Origin of the sequence: Winogradskyella poriferorum (assembly GCF_036553625.1) — a bacterium.
Classification (GTDB): domain Bacteria; phylum Bacteroidota; class Bacteroidia; order Flavobacteriales; family Flavobacteriaceae; genus Winogradskyella; species Winogradskyella poriferorum.
In genome coordinates, this window is record NZ_JAZHOU010000003.1 from 1 (window position 1) to 15,999 (window position 15,999).

Sequence of the window (15,999 nt, forward strand, 5' to 3'; positions counted from 1 at the left end):
GGAAGAGTAGGTCGCCGCCTTTTTTGAAAACCCTTACTAGTTAATAGTAAGGGTTTTTTTGTTGTTTATTATTTCTTTGGTAAGCTAATTATTTCTTTTAAACATACTATCCATTATTGTGTTTAGTCCAATAAATAGCATTACTATTGCTAAAATGCAAAGAAGTATAGAAACAATTAAAAGAGGGATATATAAAGGCTTGTCATCATTACTAAGAGTTAAGTGTACAAGTGTGGGGCCAAGGAACATTAATACCAAGCAGATTACTAATCGTTTTATCCCTTTTCTTAAAATGTTCTTATCTGTTCTGCTTTGTTCTTCCATGATTTATGCTTTTTCTTACGCTTTTATGTGTGTTTAGTAGTTTGCTTGCCTCTTCTTTAGATATACTCAATTCATCCATAATCATTCTTACACCTCTTTTCACTAATTTATCGTTACTTAGTTGCATGTCTACCATCTTATTTCCTTTTACCTTTCCTAAGTGTATCATAGAAGTGGTGGTAATCATGTTTAAAACTAGTTTTTGAGCGGTTCCTGCTTTCATTCTTGAGCTTCCTGTGAGAAATTCAGGACCAACCACTACTTCAACAGGATACAGTGCTTCTATACTTAAAGGACTATTTTTATTACAAGTTATACAACCTGTAGTGATGTTTTCTTGATTACATTTTTTTAAAGCACTAATAACATAAGGCGTAGTTCCTGATGCTGCGATTCCTATAACAATATCTTTTTTAGATATATTAAATGATTTTAAGTCTTCCCAACCTTGTGTTGTAGAATCTTCAGCATTTTCTACAGCTTTTCTTATAGCTGTGTCACCTCCTGCAATTAAACCAATAATTATGTCGTGAGATACTCCAAAAGTAGGAGGACACTCTGATGCGTCTAAAATACCTAATCTACCACTTGTTCCTGCTCCAATATAAAATAGTCTTCCACCTATTTTTAATTTAGCGATAACTTGATTAATAAGAGCTTCTATTTGAGGTATTGCCTTTTCTACAGCTAACGGTACAGTTTTATCTTCAATATTTATATTAGAAACTATTTCTTTTACAGACATTTTTTCTAAGTCATTGTATAATGAATCTTGTTCTGTTGTTTTTATAAATGACATTTGCTGTTAGTTTTCAAAAGAAATTATATAAACTAAAAGTATAAAAAAAGCTTCATTTTTCAATGAAGCTCATTTTTAAGTTTAACTTAATATGGAATTGAGTGTTTTACTAGGTCTCATCGCATTGCTTGTTAGAGTTTCATTAGGGAAATAGTATCCTTCAATTTCTACAGGGCTTCCTTGACAATCTATAAGTTCAGCTACGATTTGCTCTTCTTTTGACGAAAGTGCATTAAAAATTGTAGAAAACTCTTCTTTTAAAGAATTATCTTTAGTTTGATTAGCTAAAGCTTCAGCCCAATATAACGCTAAATAGAAGTGACTACCTCTGTTGTCTAGTTCGTTTACTTTACGAGAAGGACCTTTTTTATTTTCTAACAGCTTTTCTGTTGCTTCATCTAAAGCTTCACCTAACACACGTGCCTTAGTATTGTCATTAACTTCAGCAAAATGATCTAAAGAAACAGCAAGTGCTAAAAATTCTCCAAGAGAATCCCATCTTAAGTGATTTTCTTCTACAAACTGTTGTACGTGCTTTGGTGCAGATCCACCAGCGCCAGTTTCAAATAAACCTCCACCATTCATTAGAGGTACAATAGATAGCATTTTTGCACTAGTTCCTAATTCTAAAATTGGGAATAAATCTGTAAGGTAATCTCTTAAAACATTTCCGGTTACTGAGATTGTATCCTTACCTTCTTTGATACGTTCTAACGTAAAGTTAGTAGCTTCAATAGGTGCAAGAATTCTAATGTCTAGACCTTCAGTATTGTGATTAGGAAGATATTTATTTACCTTTTTGATTAATTCTGCATCATGAGCCCTTTTTTCATTTAACCAAAACACAGCAGGTGTTTGCGATGCTCTTGCTCTTGTAACTGCTAATTTAATCCAATCTTGTACAGGCGCATCTTTAACCTGGCACATTCTCCAAATATCACCAGTTTCAACGTTATGGCCTGTTAAAACAGTTCCGTTAGCGTCAATAACTTCAACCTTTCCGTTTGATATTATTTCAAAGGTTTTATCATGAGAACCATATTCTTCCGCTTTTTGAGCCATAAGACCAACATTTGGAACAGTTCCCATGGTTGTCGGATCAAAAGCACCATGCTTTTTACAGAAGTCTATTGTAGCTGTATAAACACCAGCATAACTACTATCTGGAATGATAGCTTTTGTGTCTTGTTGTTTACCATCTTTGTTCCACATTTGGCCAGAAGTACGAATCATTGCAGGCATAGAAGCATCAATAATAACGTCGCTTGGTACGTGTAAGTTGGTTATACCTTTATCTGAATTTACCATAGCCAAATCCGGACCTTCGCTAAAAGCAGTATCAATATCAGCTTGGATTTCTTTACGTTTTACTTCTGGCAATTCTTCAAGGTTTTCTATTAAGTTTCCAAAACCATTATTTACGTCAACACCAATTTCTTTAAAAGTATCAGCATGTTTTTCAAAAACAGGTTTGAAATATGTTCTTACAGCATGACCAAAAATGATAGGGTCAGAAACCTTCATCATGGTAGCTTTCATGTGCAAAGACATTAATACGCCTTGTGCTTTGGCATCTTTTATTTCTCTTTCTAAGAAAGCTAAAAGCGCTTTTTTACTCATTACCGTAGCGTCGATAATTTCTTCGGCTTGTAATGCTAAGTTATCTTTTAATACAGTAGTATTGCCTTCTGTGTCTGTATGAACTATTTTAACAGTAGTTGCAGCAGGAGTAGTGTAAGATTTCTCATTATGAGCAAAATCTCCTTCACTCATTGTTGCCACATGCGTTTTAGAATCTGCTGACCAAGCTCCCATACTATGTGGGTTTTTCTTAGCATAATTCTTAACAGCTTTTGGTGCACGTCTGTCTGAGTTTCCTTCTCTTAATACTGGATTTACAGCGCTACCTTTTACTTTGTCGTAACGAGCCTTGATTTCTTTTTCAGTATCATTTTTTGGTTCGTCTGGATAGTTTGGAAGGTTATACCCCTTAGCTTGAAGTTCTTCAATAGCAGCCTCTAATTGAGGAACTGAAGCACTAATATTAGGTAATTTAATAATATTAGCTTCTGGTTTTTTTGCTAATTCTCCTAGTTCTGTAAGTGCATCTGCTACCTTTTGTTCTTCTGTTAAAAAATCTGGAAATACAGCTAAAATTCTTGCTGCTAATGAGATGTCTTTTGTTTCAATAGTTATACCTGAAGATTTGGTAAATGATTGAACTATTGGTAAAAAAGAACGTGTTGCTAAAGCTGGCGCTTCGTCTGTTTTTGTGTAAACAATCTTTGCTATTTTGGTCATAGGTTGTTAAATATAATGTGAATATGCTTAAGCTTATTTTTAAGCTGTGCAAATATACAAAATAGATAGGGTTTAGCGATTGCGAGATTGCTAGTAATTGATGGTAAATTTTGGGAATTTCTTGGGAGGAATACTAAATTGGATGGATTTTTTATTTAATTTTTATTTTGAAGGTATTTAAAAGTCCTTCAATATTATTCTTTGAAAACTGAGTACCTTTAAGATTGTTTTCAGCAGGATTGATATTGAAATTAAACGCTGTCGAAAAATCCGCTTTTTCGAGGTTAGTGTTATTAAAAATTGTGTTGAATAAATCGCACTGGGTAAACTCGGATTCTTTTGCTTCTGTATATGTAAAATCTACTTGATGTAGTTTACAATCTGTAAAACGTGTTTTGTTGATATTCATATCAGAAAAAGAACTAAGATTAAGATTACAATTACTAAAGCTGAAGTTTAGTAGAAATTCACTACAATCTTTAAAATTAATACCAACGAGCTTACAAGATTTAAAACTTACATCATTAAATGTAGTATGCTTTACATTGACATTGCTAAAGTTACAATCCACAAATTCACATTCTAAAAAGACGTTGTTTGAAATGTCTGAATTTTCAAAATTACAGTTTGTAAAGGTGCAATAGCTGTATTCTGCTTTTGGAAGTAGGTTAGTGGTGTAGTCTTTATTACTGAAGTTTTGGTCAGATATGCTTTGTAAGTTCATATTTTAATTCTGCTTAAAAGAATCTCATCATCATTCCATATTATAACTTTATAATTGAAAGAATAATGTTTTGTTTTTTCATTCTGGCTCCAATTTCTAACAGAATAATTGAGATCAACTTGACCATTCTTATATTTTAAACTTTTTAAATTATACATAGTTGCACCAACAGGGCAAGACATATATAGAATATGTTTTAGATTATTTATAGAATCAAATTTAATTTTCTCATTTTCAAACCTAACAGATGCTATTAAATCATTAATATCTTCTTGACTTAAATCTTCTTTCTTAAATATAGAGTCTTCAATTTTTTTATAATACTTAAGAGACTTAAGATTGATAGTGTCTCTTTCTAGCCAATGTGTATAAATATGCTTTTTGGGTGTCCATATATTTTTGTGTAGAATGCTTAAAGTATCGATTTGAGCATAGCTTAAAAAACTTAAAAAGCAGAATATGAATACTAGTATAAATTTCATCTAACTAAAATAGTGAATAAAAATGAGTAGAAAAACAAAAAGCCATATCACTACAGTAAAACTGTTCTGACATGGCTTCTTTTTGAAACAGTACTAACGTGACCTATTTAGCTTTCACTAACTCAGCTGTATGATTTTCATCATCATCTTTTTCAGTTCAAGTGTTCCTACTTCAAATGAAACGTTTCATACCTTTCAAAATGTATTGACCTGATACTACTAAGCTTCATAAGACTTGTTTTTCTTGATGATTTCTTCTTTGTTCTTCACTTGCGTGTCCTACACGTCCAAAAACATTGCTCATCCTTTTCGCGTTCACTTTCGATTCCGTTACTTTTTCAAAACTTTCCACTTACGCTTTCTAATCTGCAAGCATATTATAAAACTTAAGCTTCATGGTTAACTACCCAACACTTGCCTACACAAGCGGTTCGCTACCCTCAAAAAACAATCTTATTAATTTTAAAGAACGTTACTTTAAACAATTAACATAAATCTAAAATTTCTTTTAAAACCAAACACTGTTTGTTGTTGATTGTTTAGCTAAAATATGCTTATATTTCGAATAAGCAAATTTTTTAACAATTTAGATGTACACAATTTATAAACTGTAGTTATTAACAAAAGTTAATAACTAAAAAAGCCTTCAGTAATGAAGGCTTTTTTAATGTTATGTGTGTTAGATTATCTTCTAACTTCTTTAATTCTTGCTTTTTTACCAGTAAGACCTCTAAAGTAGAATATACGTGCTCTACGTACTTTACCACGCTTGTTCACTTCAATTTTTTGCAAAGCTGGTAAGTTAATTGGGAAGATACGCTCTACACCAATCGTACCAGACATCTTACGGATTGTAAATGTTTCTGAAGCTCCACTTCCTTTACGTTGTAATACAACACCTTTAAAGAACTGTGTACGTGTTTTACTGCCTTCCTTAATTTCGTAGTATACTGTGATAGTATCACCAGCACTAAATTCTGGTAAGTCTTTTTTGGTTACAAATTCGTCTTGTACAAATTTTACTAAAGAATCCATGTTTTCTCTTTTATAATGGTTGTTTCAAATCAACATTCACGGTTTTCGCCAGAGGTTAATCCAAAAGTGGGTGCAAAGATAATTATTAATTGGTAATTGGCAATTAATAATTAATAATTTTAAGAAGATTATTCTTCCAGTAAATCTGGTCGTCTTTCTTTGGTACGTTGGTAGGCTTGCTCTTCTCGCCATTTTTCTATTTTACCAAAGTTACCACTAAACAATACTTCAGGGACTTTCATTCCTTTATAGTCTCTCGGTCTTGTATAAATTGGTGGTGCTAACAGATTATCTTGAAACGAATCGGTCAGGGCAGAAGTCTCATTGCCCAAAACACCTGGTATTAATCTAATAACCGCATCGCACAGCACAGCTGCACCTAATTCGCCACCAGACAACACATAATCTCCGATAGAGATTTCTCTGGTGATAAATTTATCGCGCACACGTTGGTCTACACCTTTATAATGACCACAAAGTATGATGATGTTTTCTTTTAGCGATACTTGGTTGGCTATACTTTGGTTAAGACACTCACCATCTGGGGTCATATATATGATTTCGTCATAGTTACGCTCTGCTTGTAAACCAGAAATACATTTATCTATTGGCTCTATCATCATTACCATACCTGCTCCACCACCAAATTGGTAATCGTCTACAGATTTATAGTTGTCTGTGGTATAATCTCTAAGGTTATGAAAATGAACTTCTACCAAATTTGCTTCTATGGCACGTTTAAGTATTGAAGCTTCAAACGGACTTTTTAAAAGTTCTGGTAAAACGGTGATGATATCTATGCGCATGGTCTTTCTAAATTGTGTGCAAAGGTAGGTTTAATTAAGAGATTTTGATTGTGAAGGGATATCCAAATTATAAAAATTCAATCTATTGATTCAAATACCTAATTTCTTTTAAATATAGAGAGTCTTTCTCCTCAACTTTAACTTTATTCAAAGAATGTTTTAAACCACTAATGTAAGGTCCAAAGTTGAATTCAGGTCTTTTAATGGGTTTATTGAAATATAGTGTATCAATATTATTGATTTTTAGATAATCCACAAAATTAGAAAAAACAGAGATTCTAACATGTTCTCCTGGAACTAACTCATCACATTTATAAATTAAGTTTTTCGTAATCCCATCTCTATTATCATCTTTAACCAATCTAAATACGTCAGGAATGAATACAACATTGTCATCATCAAGAATTCGTAAATGTAGCTCTACATTTTCGGCCGTATTATTTCCTGTATTTCTAATTATGAAGGATGATTTAATAAAATCTTCATTGATAGGTTTAGCTATTCCAAGTTCTTTGGCTTCAATTTCAACTCTATCAAAATATTTCAAAACAATTGGAACTGTAAACACTAACTGTCCAAAACTTATTAAAATTGCAAGAATTGATAAATAAAGAGGTAGCTTTGATGGTTTTTGCTGCTTGAAAGATTCTCGATCGTTAAACTCAACTTTACTCTTTTTTTTCTTTTCTTTTTTCTTTCCCATACCTAGTTGCAACAAACATTAGTAAATGTAAATCATTAAAAATCAATAAACAAAAAATCCGCAATTAGTATTGCGGATTTTCAATATTTATAAAAGGTAATTATTAAGCCTTGTTTTTATTAATCTCATCTTGAAGTTGACGTCTTACTTTTTGTTCGCGTTCTAGCGCAGTGCGTCTGTGTTCTTCAAACTCTGTTTCTACTTCTTCAAGTTTGTGTTTTGCTTCTTTGGTTAATGAGTTGCTGTTTTTAAACTTGTATATAAAGAACAACAATAATGCAGTAAGAGCAGCAATAATCGTCCACATAATAACATTATAATTGGTTTTGCTGGTTTGCATACCTAATAATGCCATGTTGTTTTTTTCTTCGTTGGTTTCGTTTAAGGTGGTCTGTGTGTTACCAAGTTTTGCTTTAAGATCGTCTATTTCTTTAACTTGGTTGGCAACTGTAGCTTCAGAATTAGCTAAATCTTTGTAAGTTGTTTTAAGCGAATCTAAAACATTGGCTTTTAGTTTTAATAACCAAGCTTGTTTTACAGCTTCGTAAGGTTGCCCGTTTGTACCTTTAAAGTTTCCAGATTTTCTAAAAACATACTCAAATTGACTATCAATATTACCACTGCTTAATGAGTATTGTTCATCAGCATCATCTTGCTGAGTTTGTGCGATTAAGGTTTGTAGGTTAAAGGTAACTATAAGAATTACAGCGACTTTAGCTAAAAACTTCATATTGTAATTGTTTTGGTTGTGTTCGATTAATTAGGTGCCAAGATAATGATTTTATGGGCATTAGTTTCAATAATTTGTAAAACAAATACATCATCAATTCTACTCAACAGTTCATATACGCACTTAGTGTTGCTTTGGATGTTTTTAAAACAAAAAAATCTTGCCAAACGACAAGATTTTTTCTTTTTCCCTTTTCAAAAGATTCTAATAATAAGTATAGCGTCTTACTTTAGAAACATATTTTGCAAGTCTAATAACTTGATGGCTATAACCATACTCATTGTCGTACCAAATGTATAAGACAACATTTTTACCATCTGCTCTTACAATGGTTGCTTTACTATCGTAGATTGATGGTGCCGAGCTTCCAACAATATCACTAGAAACAAGTTCGTCACTCATTTCGTATTTAATTTGCTCAACTAAATCACCTTCAAGCGCGTATTTTTTCATGATTGTATTCATGCTGTCTACAGAAGTTTCTTTTTCTAATTCTAAATTAAGAATTGCTAAAGAACCATTTGGTACAGGTACTCTAATAGCATTAGATGTTAATTTGCCTTCTAGTGATGGTAATGCTTTACTTACTGCTTTACCAGCACCAGTTTCTGTAATTACCATGTTAAGACCAGCAGCTCTACCACGTCTGTATTTTTTGTGAAAGTTATCTACTAAATTTTGGTCATTCGTGTAAGCATGAATGGTCTCTAAGTGACCAGATTTTACACCAAAAGAATCTTCAACAGCTTTTAAAACAGGTGTAATGGCGTTAGTAGTACAAGAAGCGGCAGAGAAAATTTTAACTTCATCAGGATTATGTTCTAAGTGGTTAACTCCATGCACAATATTAGGTACTCCTTTTCCTGGCGCTGTTAAAAGAACTTTTTCTACACCTTTAGATTTTAAATGTCTCCCTAAAGCTTTATCATCTCTAAATGCTCCAGTATTATCAATTACTAAAGCATTGTTTATACCATATTTTGTATAATCTATATCTTCTGGTGCATTAGCAGAAATAATATTAACTGTTGTACCATTTATAATAAGCGCGCTGTTTTTTGCATCAACACCAACCATACCAGAGAAATCTCCGTGTACAGAATCGTTTCTTAATAACGATGCGCGTTTTTCTAATACAGTTTTGTTAACCTCACCGCGAGTTACAATAGCTCTTAATCGCAGTTGATTACCCTTACCAGTACGTGTCATTAACTCACGTGCTACTAATCTACCGATTCTACCAAAACCATAAAGAATAACATCTTTAGGTTCTAACTCCTTAGAGTTATTTGCATCTTTTAATTTAGCAGCAACAAAAGCAGTGGCATTATCATACTTCTGATCTTCTAAGTGATACTCGTACGTTAATTTACCAATGTCTAATTTAGCAGGAGGTAAATTTAATTTTTTAATAGCCTGAGCAATTTCTACAGAGTCAAAGATTGAAATCGGTTTCTGAACAAATTCGCCTGCATATTCGTGCAAGTTTAAAATTTCGCTCACTTTTCTGTCAATTAATTGGTTTCTGAATAAAACAAGCTCAATGGAATTATCGTACCAAAGGTCGCTTACTGTTTTAATAAATTCGACCGTAGCTCTGCGACGGTCTGCCTGAAACGCTAACTCTTTTTCGTAAGTGTCGTTAAAACCCATTTTTTATTGGTTTAGTGTTTTTAGATTTTGCGCAAAAATACATATTTCAAACGTTTTCGTAGCACTTTTTACCGAAAATAAAAACCCTTCAAAGAATTGTACTTTGAAGGGTGGCTTTAATCTATTTTTAAATTTTTTTATCTAAAGTTGTAGACTACTTTTTCACCTTGCTTATTTATAACTTCAATTTGAAGAGGCTCATTCATATTTCTTGTTTTAATAGCATTTTGAGCATCATCTACTGAGTATAGTTTTTTACCGTTAATACGTGTAACGAGGCTTCCTTCCTCTATACCTTCTCTATTCCAATAGGCTTCGTAGCGCTCATCAAATTCATATATTTTTAGACCATAGTCAGTGTCATATTTTTTTAAATCTGATTTTGTAGCATTTTTTACCATACCAATGGTTTCTATTACGGTTTGGGAAGGTTTTAAAAGTGTAACTGGTACAATTTCTTCATTACCGTCTCTCACTATGGTTACAATAACTTCGTCGTTTGGACTTTTTGTTTTTAAGTAGCCTGCTAAATCTGAGAACTTATTAATTTCAACATTATCAATTTTCTTTATGATATCTCCAGATTTAATTCCTGCTTTTTCAGCACCTGTATCTTCTGTAACATCACTAACGTAGAAACCTTCTGTCATATCAGTACCTATTTGTTCTGCTGTTTGACTATTTAAAGCACTGCCGACAACACCAAGTATACCATTTTGTACATTTCCGTACTCCATGATATCATTAACAATTTTACGAGCAATATTACTAGGTACAGCGAACGAATACCCAATATAAGATCCATCTCGCGATGATATTGCGGTATTAATACCGATTAAATCTCCATTAGTATTTACTAAGGCACCACCAGAATTACCTGGATTTACTGCCGCATCGGTTTGAATAAAAGATTGCGTATTTCTACCACTTAAGTCTCTCGATTTTGCACTAATAATACCAGCAGTTACAGTAGAGTTGAGATTAAACGGATTACCAACGGCTAAAACCCATTCACCAATTTTAGCACTATCTGAGTCTCCAAAGGCTAAAAATGGTAAATCCTCATCTGCTTCAATTTTTATGAGAGCAATGTCTGTGGCTTCATCTGTACCAACCAGTTCTGCCATGTAAGTTTTGTTATTGTTTAGAGTGATGCTAATTTCGTTAGCATTTTGAATGACGTGGTTGTTAGTAACAATGTAGCCTGTTGGAGAAATAATAACACCGCTACCTGTACCAACTTGCGCACGAGGTTGAGATCTTCCAAAGAAGTAATCACCCATTGTTATAGGTGCAGAAACAATAGCAGTGTTTTTTACGTGCACTACTGCATCTAAAGATTTTTCTGCTGCTTCAACAAAGTTTGGAGTTATTTCAGCAGAATTGTTAAGTGTTGTGTTTGTGGGTACGTATACAGGTAAGTCAGAAACTTGCTCTACAGCTAACTGCTCTGGTTGTTGTTTTTCAATAAAAAGCTTATAACCACCAAGGGTTAGCAGACCACCTAATACCGAAACACCAACTAATGATAGGATCTTCTTCATAATTTTTCAGGATTTAAGTTTTCTTTTTAACGTTTAAATTTATATATATATTGAATTTTAATTTTCATTTTAACGACTATTTAACGCCAACTTTAACTGCCTTTTAACATCGCTAGTTACAGTCTTTAATTCTTATATTTGCGTAGAATTATGACTATGACTTTTTATAAATATCAAGGTACAGGTAACGATTTTATTATTGTAGATAATCGTTTACAAAAAATAGACAAAAACAATACCAAACGTATTTCAGAATTGTGTGACAGACGTTTTGGCATTGGGGCAGATGGGTTTATACTATTAGAAAATGACAATTCTTCTGATTTTAAGATGGTTTACTACAATTCGGATGGTAATGAAAGTACTATGTGTGGTAATGGTGGTCGCTGTATTGTAGCTTTTGCAAAGTTTCTTGGTATTATTGAAAATGAAACCGAATTTTTAGCGATAGATGGTTTGCACAAGGCTAAAGTTAAAGATGGTATTGTGCATTTACATATGCAAGATGTAGAAACGATTGAAGTTTATGACAATCATTTATTTCTGGATACTGGGTCTCCACATCATGTAGAAATGGTATCTAATAGTAAAACATTGAATGTTAAGTCTAAAGGGTCGGCAATTAGATATGGTGAGCCTTATAATGAAGTAGGAAGTAATGTTAATTTTGTTGAGCAATTGGCAGATAACCGATTTGCTGTTAGAACTTATGAGCGAGGAGTAGAGGATGAGACCTTGTCTTGCGGTACTGGTGTCACAGCTGTAGCACTAGCTATGCATCATAATAAAAAGACTACAAGAAATGAAGTTGAGCTTAAAGTTGAAGGAGGAGAACTTAAAGTGCACTTTAGTAAAAGTCCTGAAGGCTATAATGATATTTGGTTAATTGGTCCTGCAGAACAAGTTTTTAAAGGTGAAATAGAATGGTAAGTTTAAAAGGTGAACACATTTTTTTGCGCGCTTTAGAACCTGAGGATCTCGATTTTATCTATGAAATAGAAAACGATACTTCACTATGGGTACTAAGCGATACACAAACACCTTATTCTCGATTTTTAATAAAGCAATACCTAGAAAACGCGCAGCAAGATATTTTTGAAGCTAAACAATTGCGCTTAGTTATTTGTACTACTGATGATGGAGCAATTGGCTTAATAGATGTGTTTGATTTTGATATTAAAAACAAGCGTGCAGGTATTGGTATTTTAATAAAAGACCAATCCAATCGATATAAGGGTTATGGCAAAGAAGCTTTAAACTTGTTGGTAAATTATTGTTTTAAAACGCTTCATTTGCATCAGGTTTATGCTAATATTTCAGAAACTAATGCAGCAAGTTTAGCGCTGTTTGAAAACAATGGTTTCAAAAAAATAGGTTTAAAAAAGGACTGGAGTTTTGATGGTCAAAAATTTTCAAACGAGTATATGTTACAGCGAATTAACAATTAATATATGTATATAAAAAAGATACTTTGGGCAGTAGCCATAATGGGTTTATTAATTTTTGGTGGTATAGCATACTATATTTATGGTGCCATGTTTCAACCAAATACAAAATTTCAAAATGAAACAGCTTACGTATTTATACCAACCAACGCTAATTATATTCAGGTAAGACAGCAATTAGAGCCTTTGCTAGATGACATGGATTCCTTTGATGCGCTTGCTGAACAAAAAAAGTATATATCCAACATAAAAGCAGGTCGATTTGCTATTTCTAAAGGAATGAATAATAACGAGATTATTAATTCTATCCGAAGCAAAAACCTTCCCGTAAAAATAGCTTTCAATAATCAGCATAGTCTTGAAGATTTAGCAGGAAGAATTAGCAAGCAAATTGAAGCTGATAGTGTTTCATTGTTAAATGCTATGACAGATGAAGACTTCTTAGAGAAGCATGGTTTTAGAAAAGCAACCGCATTAGGTATGTATTTGCCAGATACCTACGAGTTTTTTTGGAATACGTCTGCTGAGGGTTTTAGAGATAAAATGTTAGCCAGATACAATCGTTTTTGGAACGAATCTAGACTAGAACAAGCAAGGCAATTAAACTTATCTCCAAATGAAGTAATGACCTTGGCTTCTATTGTTCACGAAGAATCTAAACAAGCCGATGAACAGCCAAGAGTTGCTGGAGTTTATCTCAATAGATTACGAATTGGTATGCCATTGCAAGCAGACCCAACCTTAAAATTTGCAGCTTATCAACTGCCAAAATATAAGAATACAGTGATAAGACGAGTTTTAAATATTCATAAAGAAATAGACTCTCCTTACAATACATATAAGAATTTAGGTTTGCCTCCAGGACTTATTGCAATGCCAGATTTGTCTGCAATAAGGGCTGTTTTAAACCCAGAAAAACACAACTATCTATATTTTGCTGCAGATGCAAAACGTTTAGGTTATCATAAGTTTGCCAAAACTTTGGCGCAGCATAATAATAATGCTAAAGAATATCAAAGGTATTTATCTTCGCAAGGAATTAATAGATAAGGTTAGGGTTTGAGGCAGGCTATAACACATATCATATTTCTGCTTTGTGTTAGTGGATCTTTTTTTGCACAATCTAAGATTAATCAATTTTTAAAACCAAGTGACTCTCTCAATAAGTCTCGAAGAAATACCGTTCTTATTTCTGAAGTATCATTAGCTACTACTGCACTCATTGGTTTAGACCAGTTATGGTATGCTGATTATGCACGATCAAAATTTAAGACGCTAGACGATAGTGGAGAGTGGTTGCAGATGGATAAGTTGGGTCATGTGTTTTCTTCTTATCAGTTAGGTAGGTTGGGTGCAAATACACTTAATTGGGCCGGTGTGAGTAAAAAAAATCAAATCATTTATGCCTCTACACTTGGCTTAGGGTTTTTAACAGCTGTTGAGGTTATGGATGGTTTTTCTGAAGAATGGGGATTTTCTTGGACAGATATGGCCGCCAATACTTTAGGTTCGGGACTTTTTGTTGGTCAAGAATTGTTATGGAAAGAGCAACGTATACATTTAAAATATTCGTTTCATCAAACAGAGTTTGCAAAGCAACGACCAGATAAATTAGGAAATGGATTGTCAGAAGAATTCTTAAAAGATTATAATGGTCAGACCTATTGGTTAAGTGCTAATATTAATTCGTTTTTAAAAACCGATAATATTCCAAATTGGTTAAATCTTGCGGTTGGCTATGGAGCAGATGGTATGTTAACAGGTGAGCCAAACGATCCTTTATTTATAAATCAAAATAGAACAAGGCAGTATTATCTAAGTCTCGATATAGATTTAAGTAGGATTAAAACAAAATCTCATTTTCTAAAAACCATTTTTGATGTTTTAAACGTAATTAAGGTACCTTTCCCAGCATTAGAATTAAATAGTAAAGGACGTTTTAAGATGCATTATATCTACTACTGATAACTTTTAACAAACCTTAACATGTTGATTTTCAATATTTAAATAAAAGTTGTATATTTGCACGCGATTTTGATAAAAGCTTATGGGGAAAGTTTTATCAGTTAAAAATTGGCTGTTATGATAAAAAATAGCGTTAAGAATTACTTGTTGCCATTTTCAATTTGTATAGTAGTTGCTTTGGCACTTTATCCAAATTCCTCTTTAAATACAGACTTGTATTCTACAGATGGATTAGATTTAAACTACAACATTAAGTCTGATTTAGCGATGGCAGAGGGATCAGATTTATCTAAACCAGATATTTTTACTCCGCACCTTGGAAAGTCTTTTGAAGGTTTTAAAGAAGCTTTAGCTTTTAAAGAATCTAGAGGTGATTATTTTACTGTAAATACTTTAGGCTATTTGGGTAAATATCAATTTGGGGCTGAGACTTTGAAGTTGATTGGTATTTACAATCCAAATCATTTTTTATACAATCCAGAACTACAAGAAAAAGCATTTATGGCTAACGCCTCTCGAAACAAATGGATTTTAAGAAAAGATATCAAACGTTTTGAAGGTAAATTTATAGCAGGTGTAAAGGTGACAGAGTCAGGTATTCTTGCAGCTGCACATTTAGCTGGTCCTGGTACAGTAAAAAAGTTTTTACGTAGCTATGGCGACTATAATCTTTCTGATGCGTATGGATCTACAGTAAAGTACTACATGAAAAAGTTTTCGGGTTACGACACAACTATCGTTAAACCAAATAAAAAAGCGAAAGCCAAAATCTAATCTTTTTGAATAATAAAGATTGCTGGTCTTTTGTGCAGGTCTTCTTTATTGTTTTTCCAATCTCTTGCAGGTCGAGTTTTTATAAACTCACTAGGCAATGTAATATCGCAAGCCACGCATACTCTAGTTTCTGGATGTAAAACATTAGATAAATCCTCTAACATTTTAGTGTTTCGGTAAGGAGTTTCAATAAAAATTTGAGATTGATTGTGCTCTGATGATAAGCGTTCCAGACTTTTTAATTTAGCTTTTCTTTCAGCTTTATCAATAGGTAAATAACCATTAAAACAAAAGCTTTGTCCATTCATTCCAGAAGCCATTAAAGCCAATATTATTGAAGATGGACCAACTAAAGGAACAACTTTTATATTCATACTATGCGCTAAACTAACAACATCAGAGCCTGGATCTGCGATTGCTGGACATCCAGCTTCAGAAAGTAGTCCAATTGTGTGGCCTTCTAAACATGGATTTAAAAACGTATTACGCTCCTCTTCGGTTGTATATTTATTAAGTACACTTAGTTTGAGTGAAGGCTGAGACTTACTTGGAGAAATACGTTTTATAAATCTGCGTGCAGTTTTTTCGTTTTCAACAATGTAATAGTCAATGTCTTCAATTACTTTTTTAATTGAAATAGGTAGCACCTCTAGAGGAGGATTGTCTCCTAATCGAGTAGGAATAAGAAAAAGTTGGCCTTTTGAGCTTGTCATT

At 33.0% G+C, this 15,999-nt stretch carries 17 protein-coding genes; 5 read left to right on the plus strand and 12 right to left on the minus strand.

The features are described 5' to 3' along the window. Nucleotides 1–84: 84 nt before the first annotated feature. From V1468_RS09520 to V1468_RS09570, 11 genes are all read right to left on the minus strand, one after another. Nucleotides 85–324: a DUF6095 family protein gene (locus V1468_RS09520; RefSeq protein ID WP_331810015.1), complete on the minus strand. Its 240-nt coding sequence runs from the start codon at nucleotides 322–324 to the stop codon at nucleotides 85–87. Further along, complete coding sequence (murQ, locus tag V1468_RS09525) at nucleotides 299–1,123, minus strand: N-acetylmuramic acid 6-phosphate etherase (RefSeq protein WP_331810016.1); 825 nt, start codon at nucleotides 1,121–1,123, stop codon at nucleotides 299–301. Before murQ ends, V1468_RS09520 begins: the two co-directional genes overlap by 26 nt. An 81-nt stretch (nucleotides 1,124–1,204) precedes the next feature. Continuing rightward, a complete protein-coding gene (locus V1468_RS09530; protein ID WP_331810017.1) occupies nucleotides 1,205–3,424 on the minus strand; it encodes an NADP-dependent isocitrate dehydrogenase in 2,220 nt (739 codons plus the stop codon). Between the two features lie 151 nt (nucleotides 3,425–3,575). Next, nucleotides 3,576–4,148, minus strand: a complete 573-nt coding sequence (locus V1468_RS09535) for a pentapeptide repeat-containing protein (protein ID WP_331810018.1) — start codon at nucleotides 4,146–4,148, stop codon at nucleotides 3,576–3,578. After that, entirely contained in the window at nucleotides 4,145–4,630 is a 486-nt protein-coding gene (locus tag V1468_RS09540) for a hypothetical protein (RefSeq protein ID WP_331810019.1), read from the minus strand. Before V1468_RS09540 ends, V1468_RS09535 begins: the two co-directional genes overlap by 4 nt. 684 nt (nucleotides 4,631–5,314) lie before the next feature. Continuing rightward, the gene (rplS, locus tag V1468_RS09545) at nucleotides 5,315–5,665 is read right to left on the minus strand and encodes a 50S ribosomal protein L19 (protein ID WP_076616552.1); all 351 of its coding nucleotides are present in this window, start codon (nucleotides 5,663–5,665) and stop codon (nucleotides 5,315–5,317) included. A 128-nt stretch (nucleotides 5,666–5,793) separates the two neighbouring features. Beyond that, complete coding sequence (trmD, locus tag V1468_RS09550; RefSeq protein WP_331810020.1) at nucleotides 5,794–6,471, minus strand: tRNA (guanosine(37)-N1)-methyltransferase TrmD; 678 nt, start codon at nucleotides 6,469–6,471, stop codon at nucleotides 5,794–5,796. 82 nt (nucleotides 6,472–6,553) lie between these two features. Further along, entirely contained in the window at nucleotides 6,554–7,174 is a 621-nt protein-coding gene (locus V1468_RS09555) for a hypothetical protein (RefSeq protein WP_331810021.1), read from the minus strand. A 103-nt stretch (nucleotides 7,175–7,277) separates the two neighbouring features. Continuing rightward, the gene (locus tag V1468_RS09560; RefSeq protein ID WP_278006720.1) at nucleotides 7,278–7,904 is read right to left on the minus strand and encodes a tRNA (guanine-N1)-methyltransferase; all 627 of its coding nucleotides are present in this window, start codon (nucleotides 7,902–7,904) and stop codon (nucleotides 7,278–7,280) included. Nucleotides 7,905–8,108: 204 nt separating this feature from the next. Then, nucleotides 8,109–9,557, minus strand: coding sequence for a glyceraldehyde-3-phosphate dehydrogenase (locus V1468_RS09565; protein ID WP_331810022.1), 1,449 nt, complete (start codon nucleotides 9,555–9,557; stop codon nucleotides 8,109–8,111). Between the two features lie 137 nt (nucleotides 9,558–9,694). Then, complete coding sequence (locus V1468_RS09570) at nucleotides 9,695–11,101, minus strand: S1C family serine protease (protein WP_331810023.1); 1,407 nt, start codon at nucleotides 11,099–11,101, stop codon at nucleotides 9,695–9,697. 150 nt (nucleotides 11,102–11,251) lie between these two features. Here V1468_RS09570 and dapF point away from each other — a divergent pair, with 150 nt between their 5' ends. The 5 genes from dapF (at nucleotide 11,252) to V1468_RS09595 (ending at nucleotide 15,285) form a co-directional block, all read left to right on the plus strand. After that, on the plus strand, nucleotides 11,252–12,031 hold the full coding sequence (gene dapF, locus V1468_RS09575) for a diaminopimelate epimerase (RefSeq protein WP_331810024.1): 780 nt from the start codon (nucleotides 11,252–11,254) through the stop codon (nucleotides 12,029–12,031). After that, the gene (locus tag V1468_RS09580) at nucleotides 12,025–12,549 is read left to right on the plus strand and encodes a GNAT family N-acetyltransferase (protein WP_331810025.1); all 525 of its coding nucleotides are present in this window, start codon (nucleotides 12,025–12,027) and stop codon (nucleotides 12,547–12,549) included. The genes dapF and V1468_RS09580 overlap by 7 nt, the downstream gene beginning before the upstream one ends. A 3-nt stretch (nucleotides 12,550–12,552) precedes the next feature. Next, nucleotides 12,553–13,596, plus strand: coding sequence for an endolytic transglycosylase MltG (mltG, locus tag V1468_RS09585; protein WP_331810026.1), 1,044 nt, complete (start codon nucleotides 12,553–12,555; stop codon nucleotides 13,594–13,596). Nucleotides 13,597–13,605: 9 nt separating this feature from the next. Beyond that, nucleotides 13,606–14,511 carry a DUF2279 domain-containing protein gene (locus tag V1468_RS09590; protein WP_331810027.1) on the plus strand — a complete coding sequence of 302 codons (906 nt, stop codon included), beginning with the start codon at nucleotides 13,606–13,608 and terminating at the stop codon, nucleotides 14,509–14,511. Between the two features lie 117 nt (nucleotides 14,512–14,628). Continuing rightward, nucleotides 14,629–15,285: a peptidoglycan-binding protein LysM gene (locus V1468_RS09595; RefSeq protein WP_331810028.1), complete on the plus strand. Its 657-nt coding sequence runs from the start codon at nucleotides 14,629–14,631 to the stop codon at nucleotides 15,283–15,285. Here V1468_RS09595 and V1468_RS09600 read toward each other — a convergent pair. After that, nucleotides 15,282–15,998 (minus strand): SAM-dependent methyltransferase, encoded by a 717-nt coding sequence (locus tag V1468_RS09600; RefSeq protein ID WP_331810029.1) that lies wholly within the window; start codon nucleotides 15,996–15,998, stop codon nucleotides 15,282–15,284. The two genes, V1468_RS09595 and V1468_RS09600, sit on opposite strands and share 4 nt — an antisense overlap. Between the last annotated feature and the right edge of the window lies 1 nt (nucleotide 15,999).

Coding starts and splice junctions, on each gene's coding strand:
- V1468_RS09565 (WP_331810022.1), bottom strand. CDS start 9,557: ATGGGTTTTAACGACACTTACGAAAAAGAGTTAGCGTTTCAGGCAGAC.
- V1468_RS09535 (WP_331810018.1), bottom strand. CDS start 4,148: ATGAACTTACAAAGCATATCTGACCAAAACTTCAGTAATAAAGACTAC.
- V1468_RS09580 (WP_331810025.1), top strand. CDS start 12,025: ATGGTAAGTTTAAAAGGTGAACACATTTTTTTGCGCGCTTTAGAACCT.
- V1468_RS09555 (WP_331810021.1), bottom strand. CDS start 7,174: ATGGGAAAGAAAAAAGAAAAGAAAAAAAAGAGTAAAGTTGAGTTTAAC.
- V1468_RS09600 (WP_331810029.1), bottom strand. CDS start 15,998: ATGACAAGCTCAAAAGGCCAACTTTTTCTTATTCCTACTCGATTAGGA.
- murQ (WP_331810016.1), bottom strand. CDS start 1,123: ATGTCATTTATAAAAACAACAGAACAAGATTCATTATACAATGACTTA.
- V1468_RS09570 (WP_331810023.1), bottom strand. CDS start 11,101: ATGAAGAAGATCCTATCATTAGTTGGTGTTTCGGTATTAGGTGGTCTG.
- dapF (WP_331810024.1), top strand. CDS start 11,252: ATGACTATGACTTTTTATAAATATCAAGGTACAGGTAACGATTTTATT.
- V1468_RS09520 (WP_331810015.1), bottom strand. CDS start 324: ATGGAAGAACAAAGCAGAACAGATAAGAACATTTTAAGAAAAGGGATA.
- mltG (WP_331810026.1), top strand. CDS start 12,553: ATGTATATAAAAAAGATACTTTGGGCAGTAGCCATAATGGGTTTATTA.
- V1468_RS09540 (WP_331810019.1), bottom strand. CDS start 4,630: ATGAAATTTATACTAGTATTCATATTCTGCTTTTTAAGTTTTTTAAGC.
- rplS (WP_076616552.1), bottom strand. CDS start 5,665: ATGGATTCTTTAGTAAAATTTGTACAAGACGAATTTGTAACCAAAAAA.
- V1468_RS09530 (WP_331810017.1), bottom strand. CDS start 3,424: ATGACCAAAATAGCAAAGATTGTTTACACAAAAACAGACGAAGCGCCA.
- trmD (WP_331810020.1), bottom strand. CDS start 6,471: ATGCGCATAGATATCATCACCGTTTTACCAGAACTTTTAAAAAGTCCG.
- V1468_RS09595 (WP_331810028.1), top strand. CDS start 14,629: ATGATAAAAAATAGCGTTAAGAATTACTTGTTGCCATTTTCAATTTGT.
- V1468_RS09560 (WP_278006720.1), bottom strand. CDS start 7,904: ATGAAGTTTTTAGCTAAAGTCGCTGTAATTCTTATAGTTACCTTTAAC.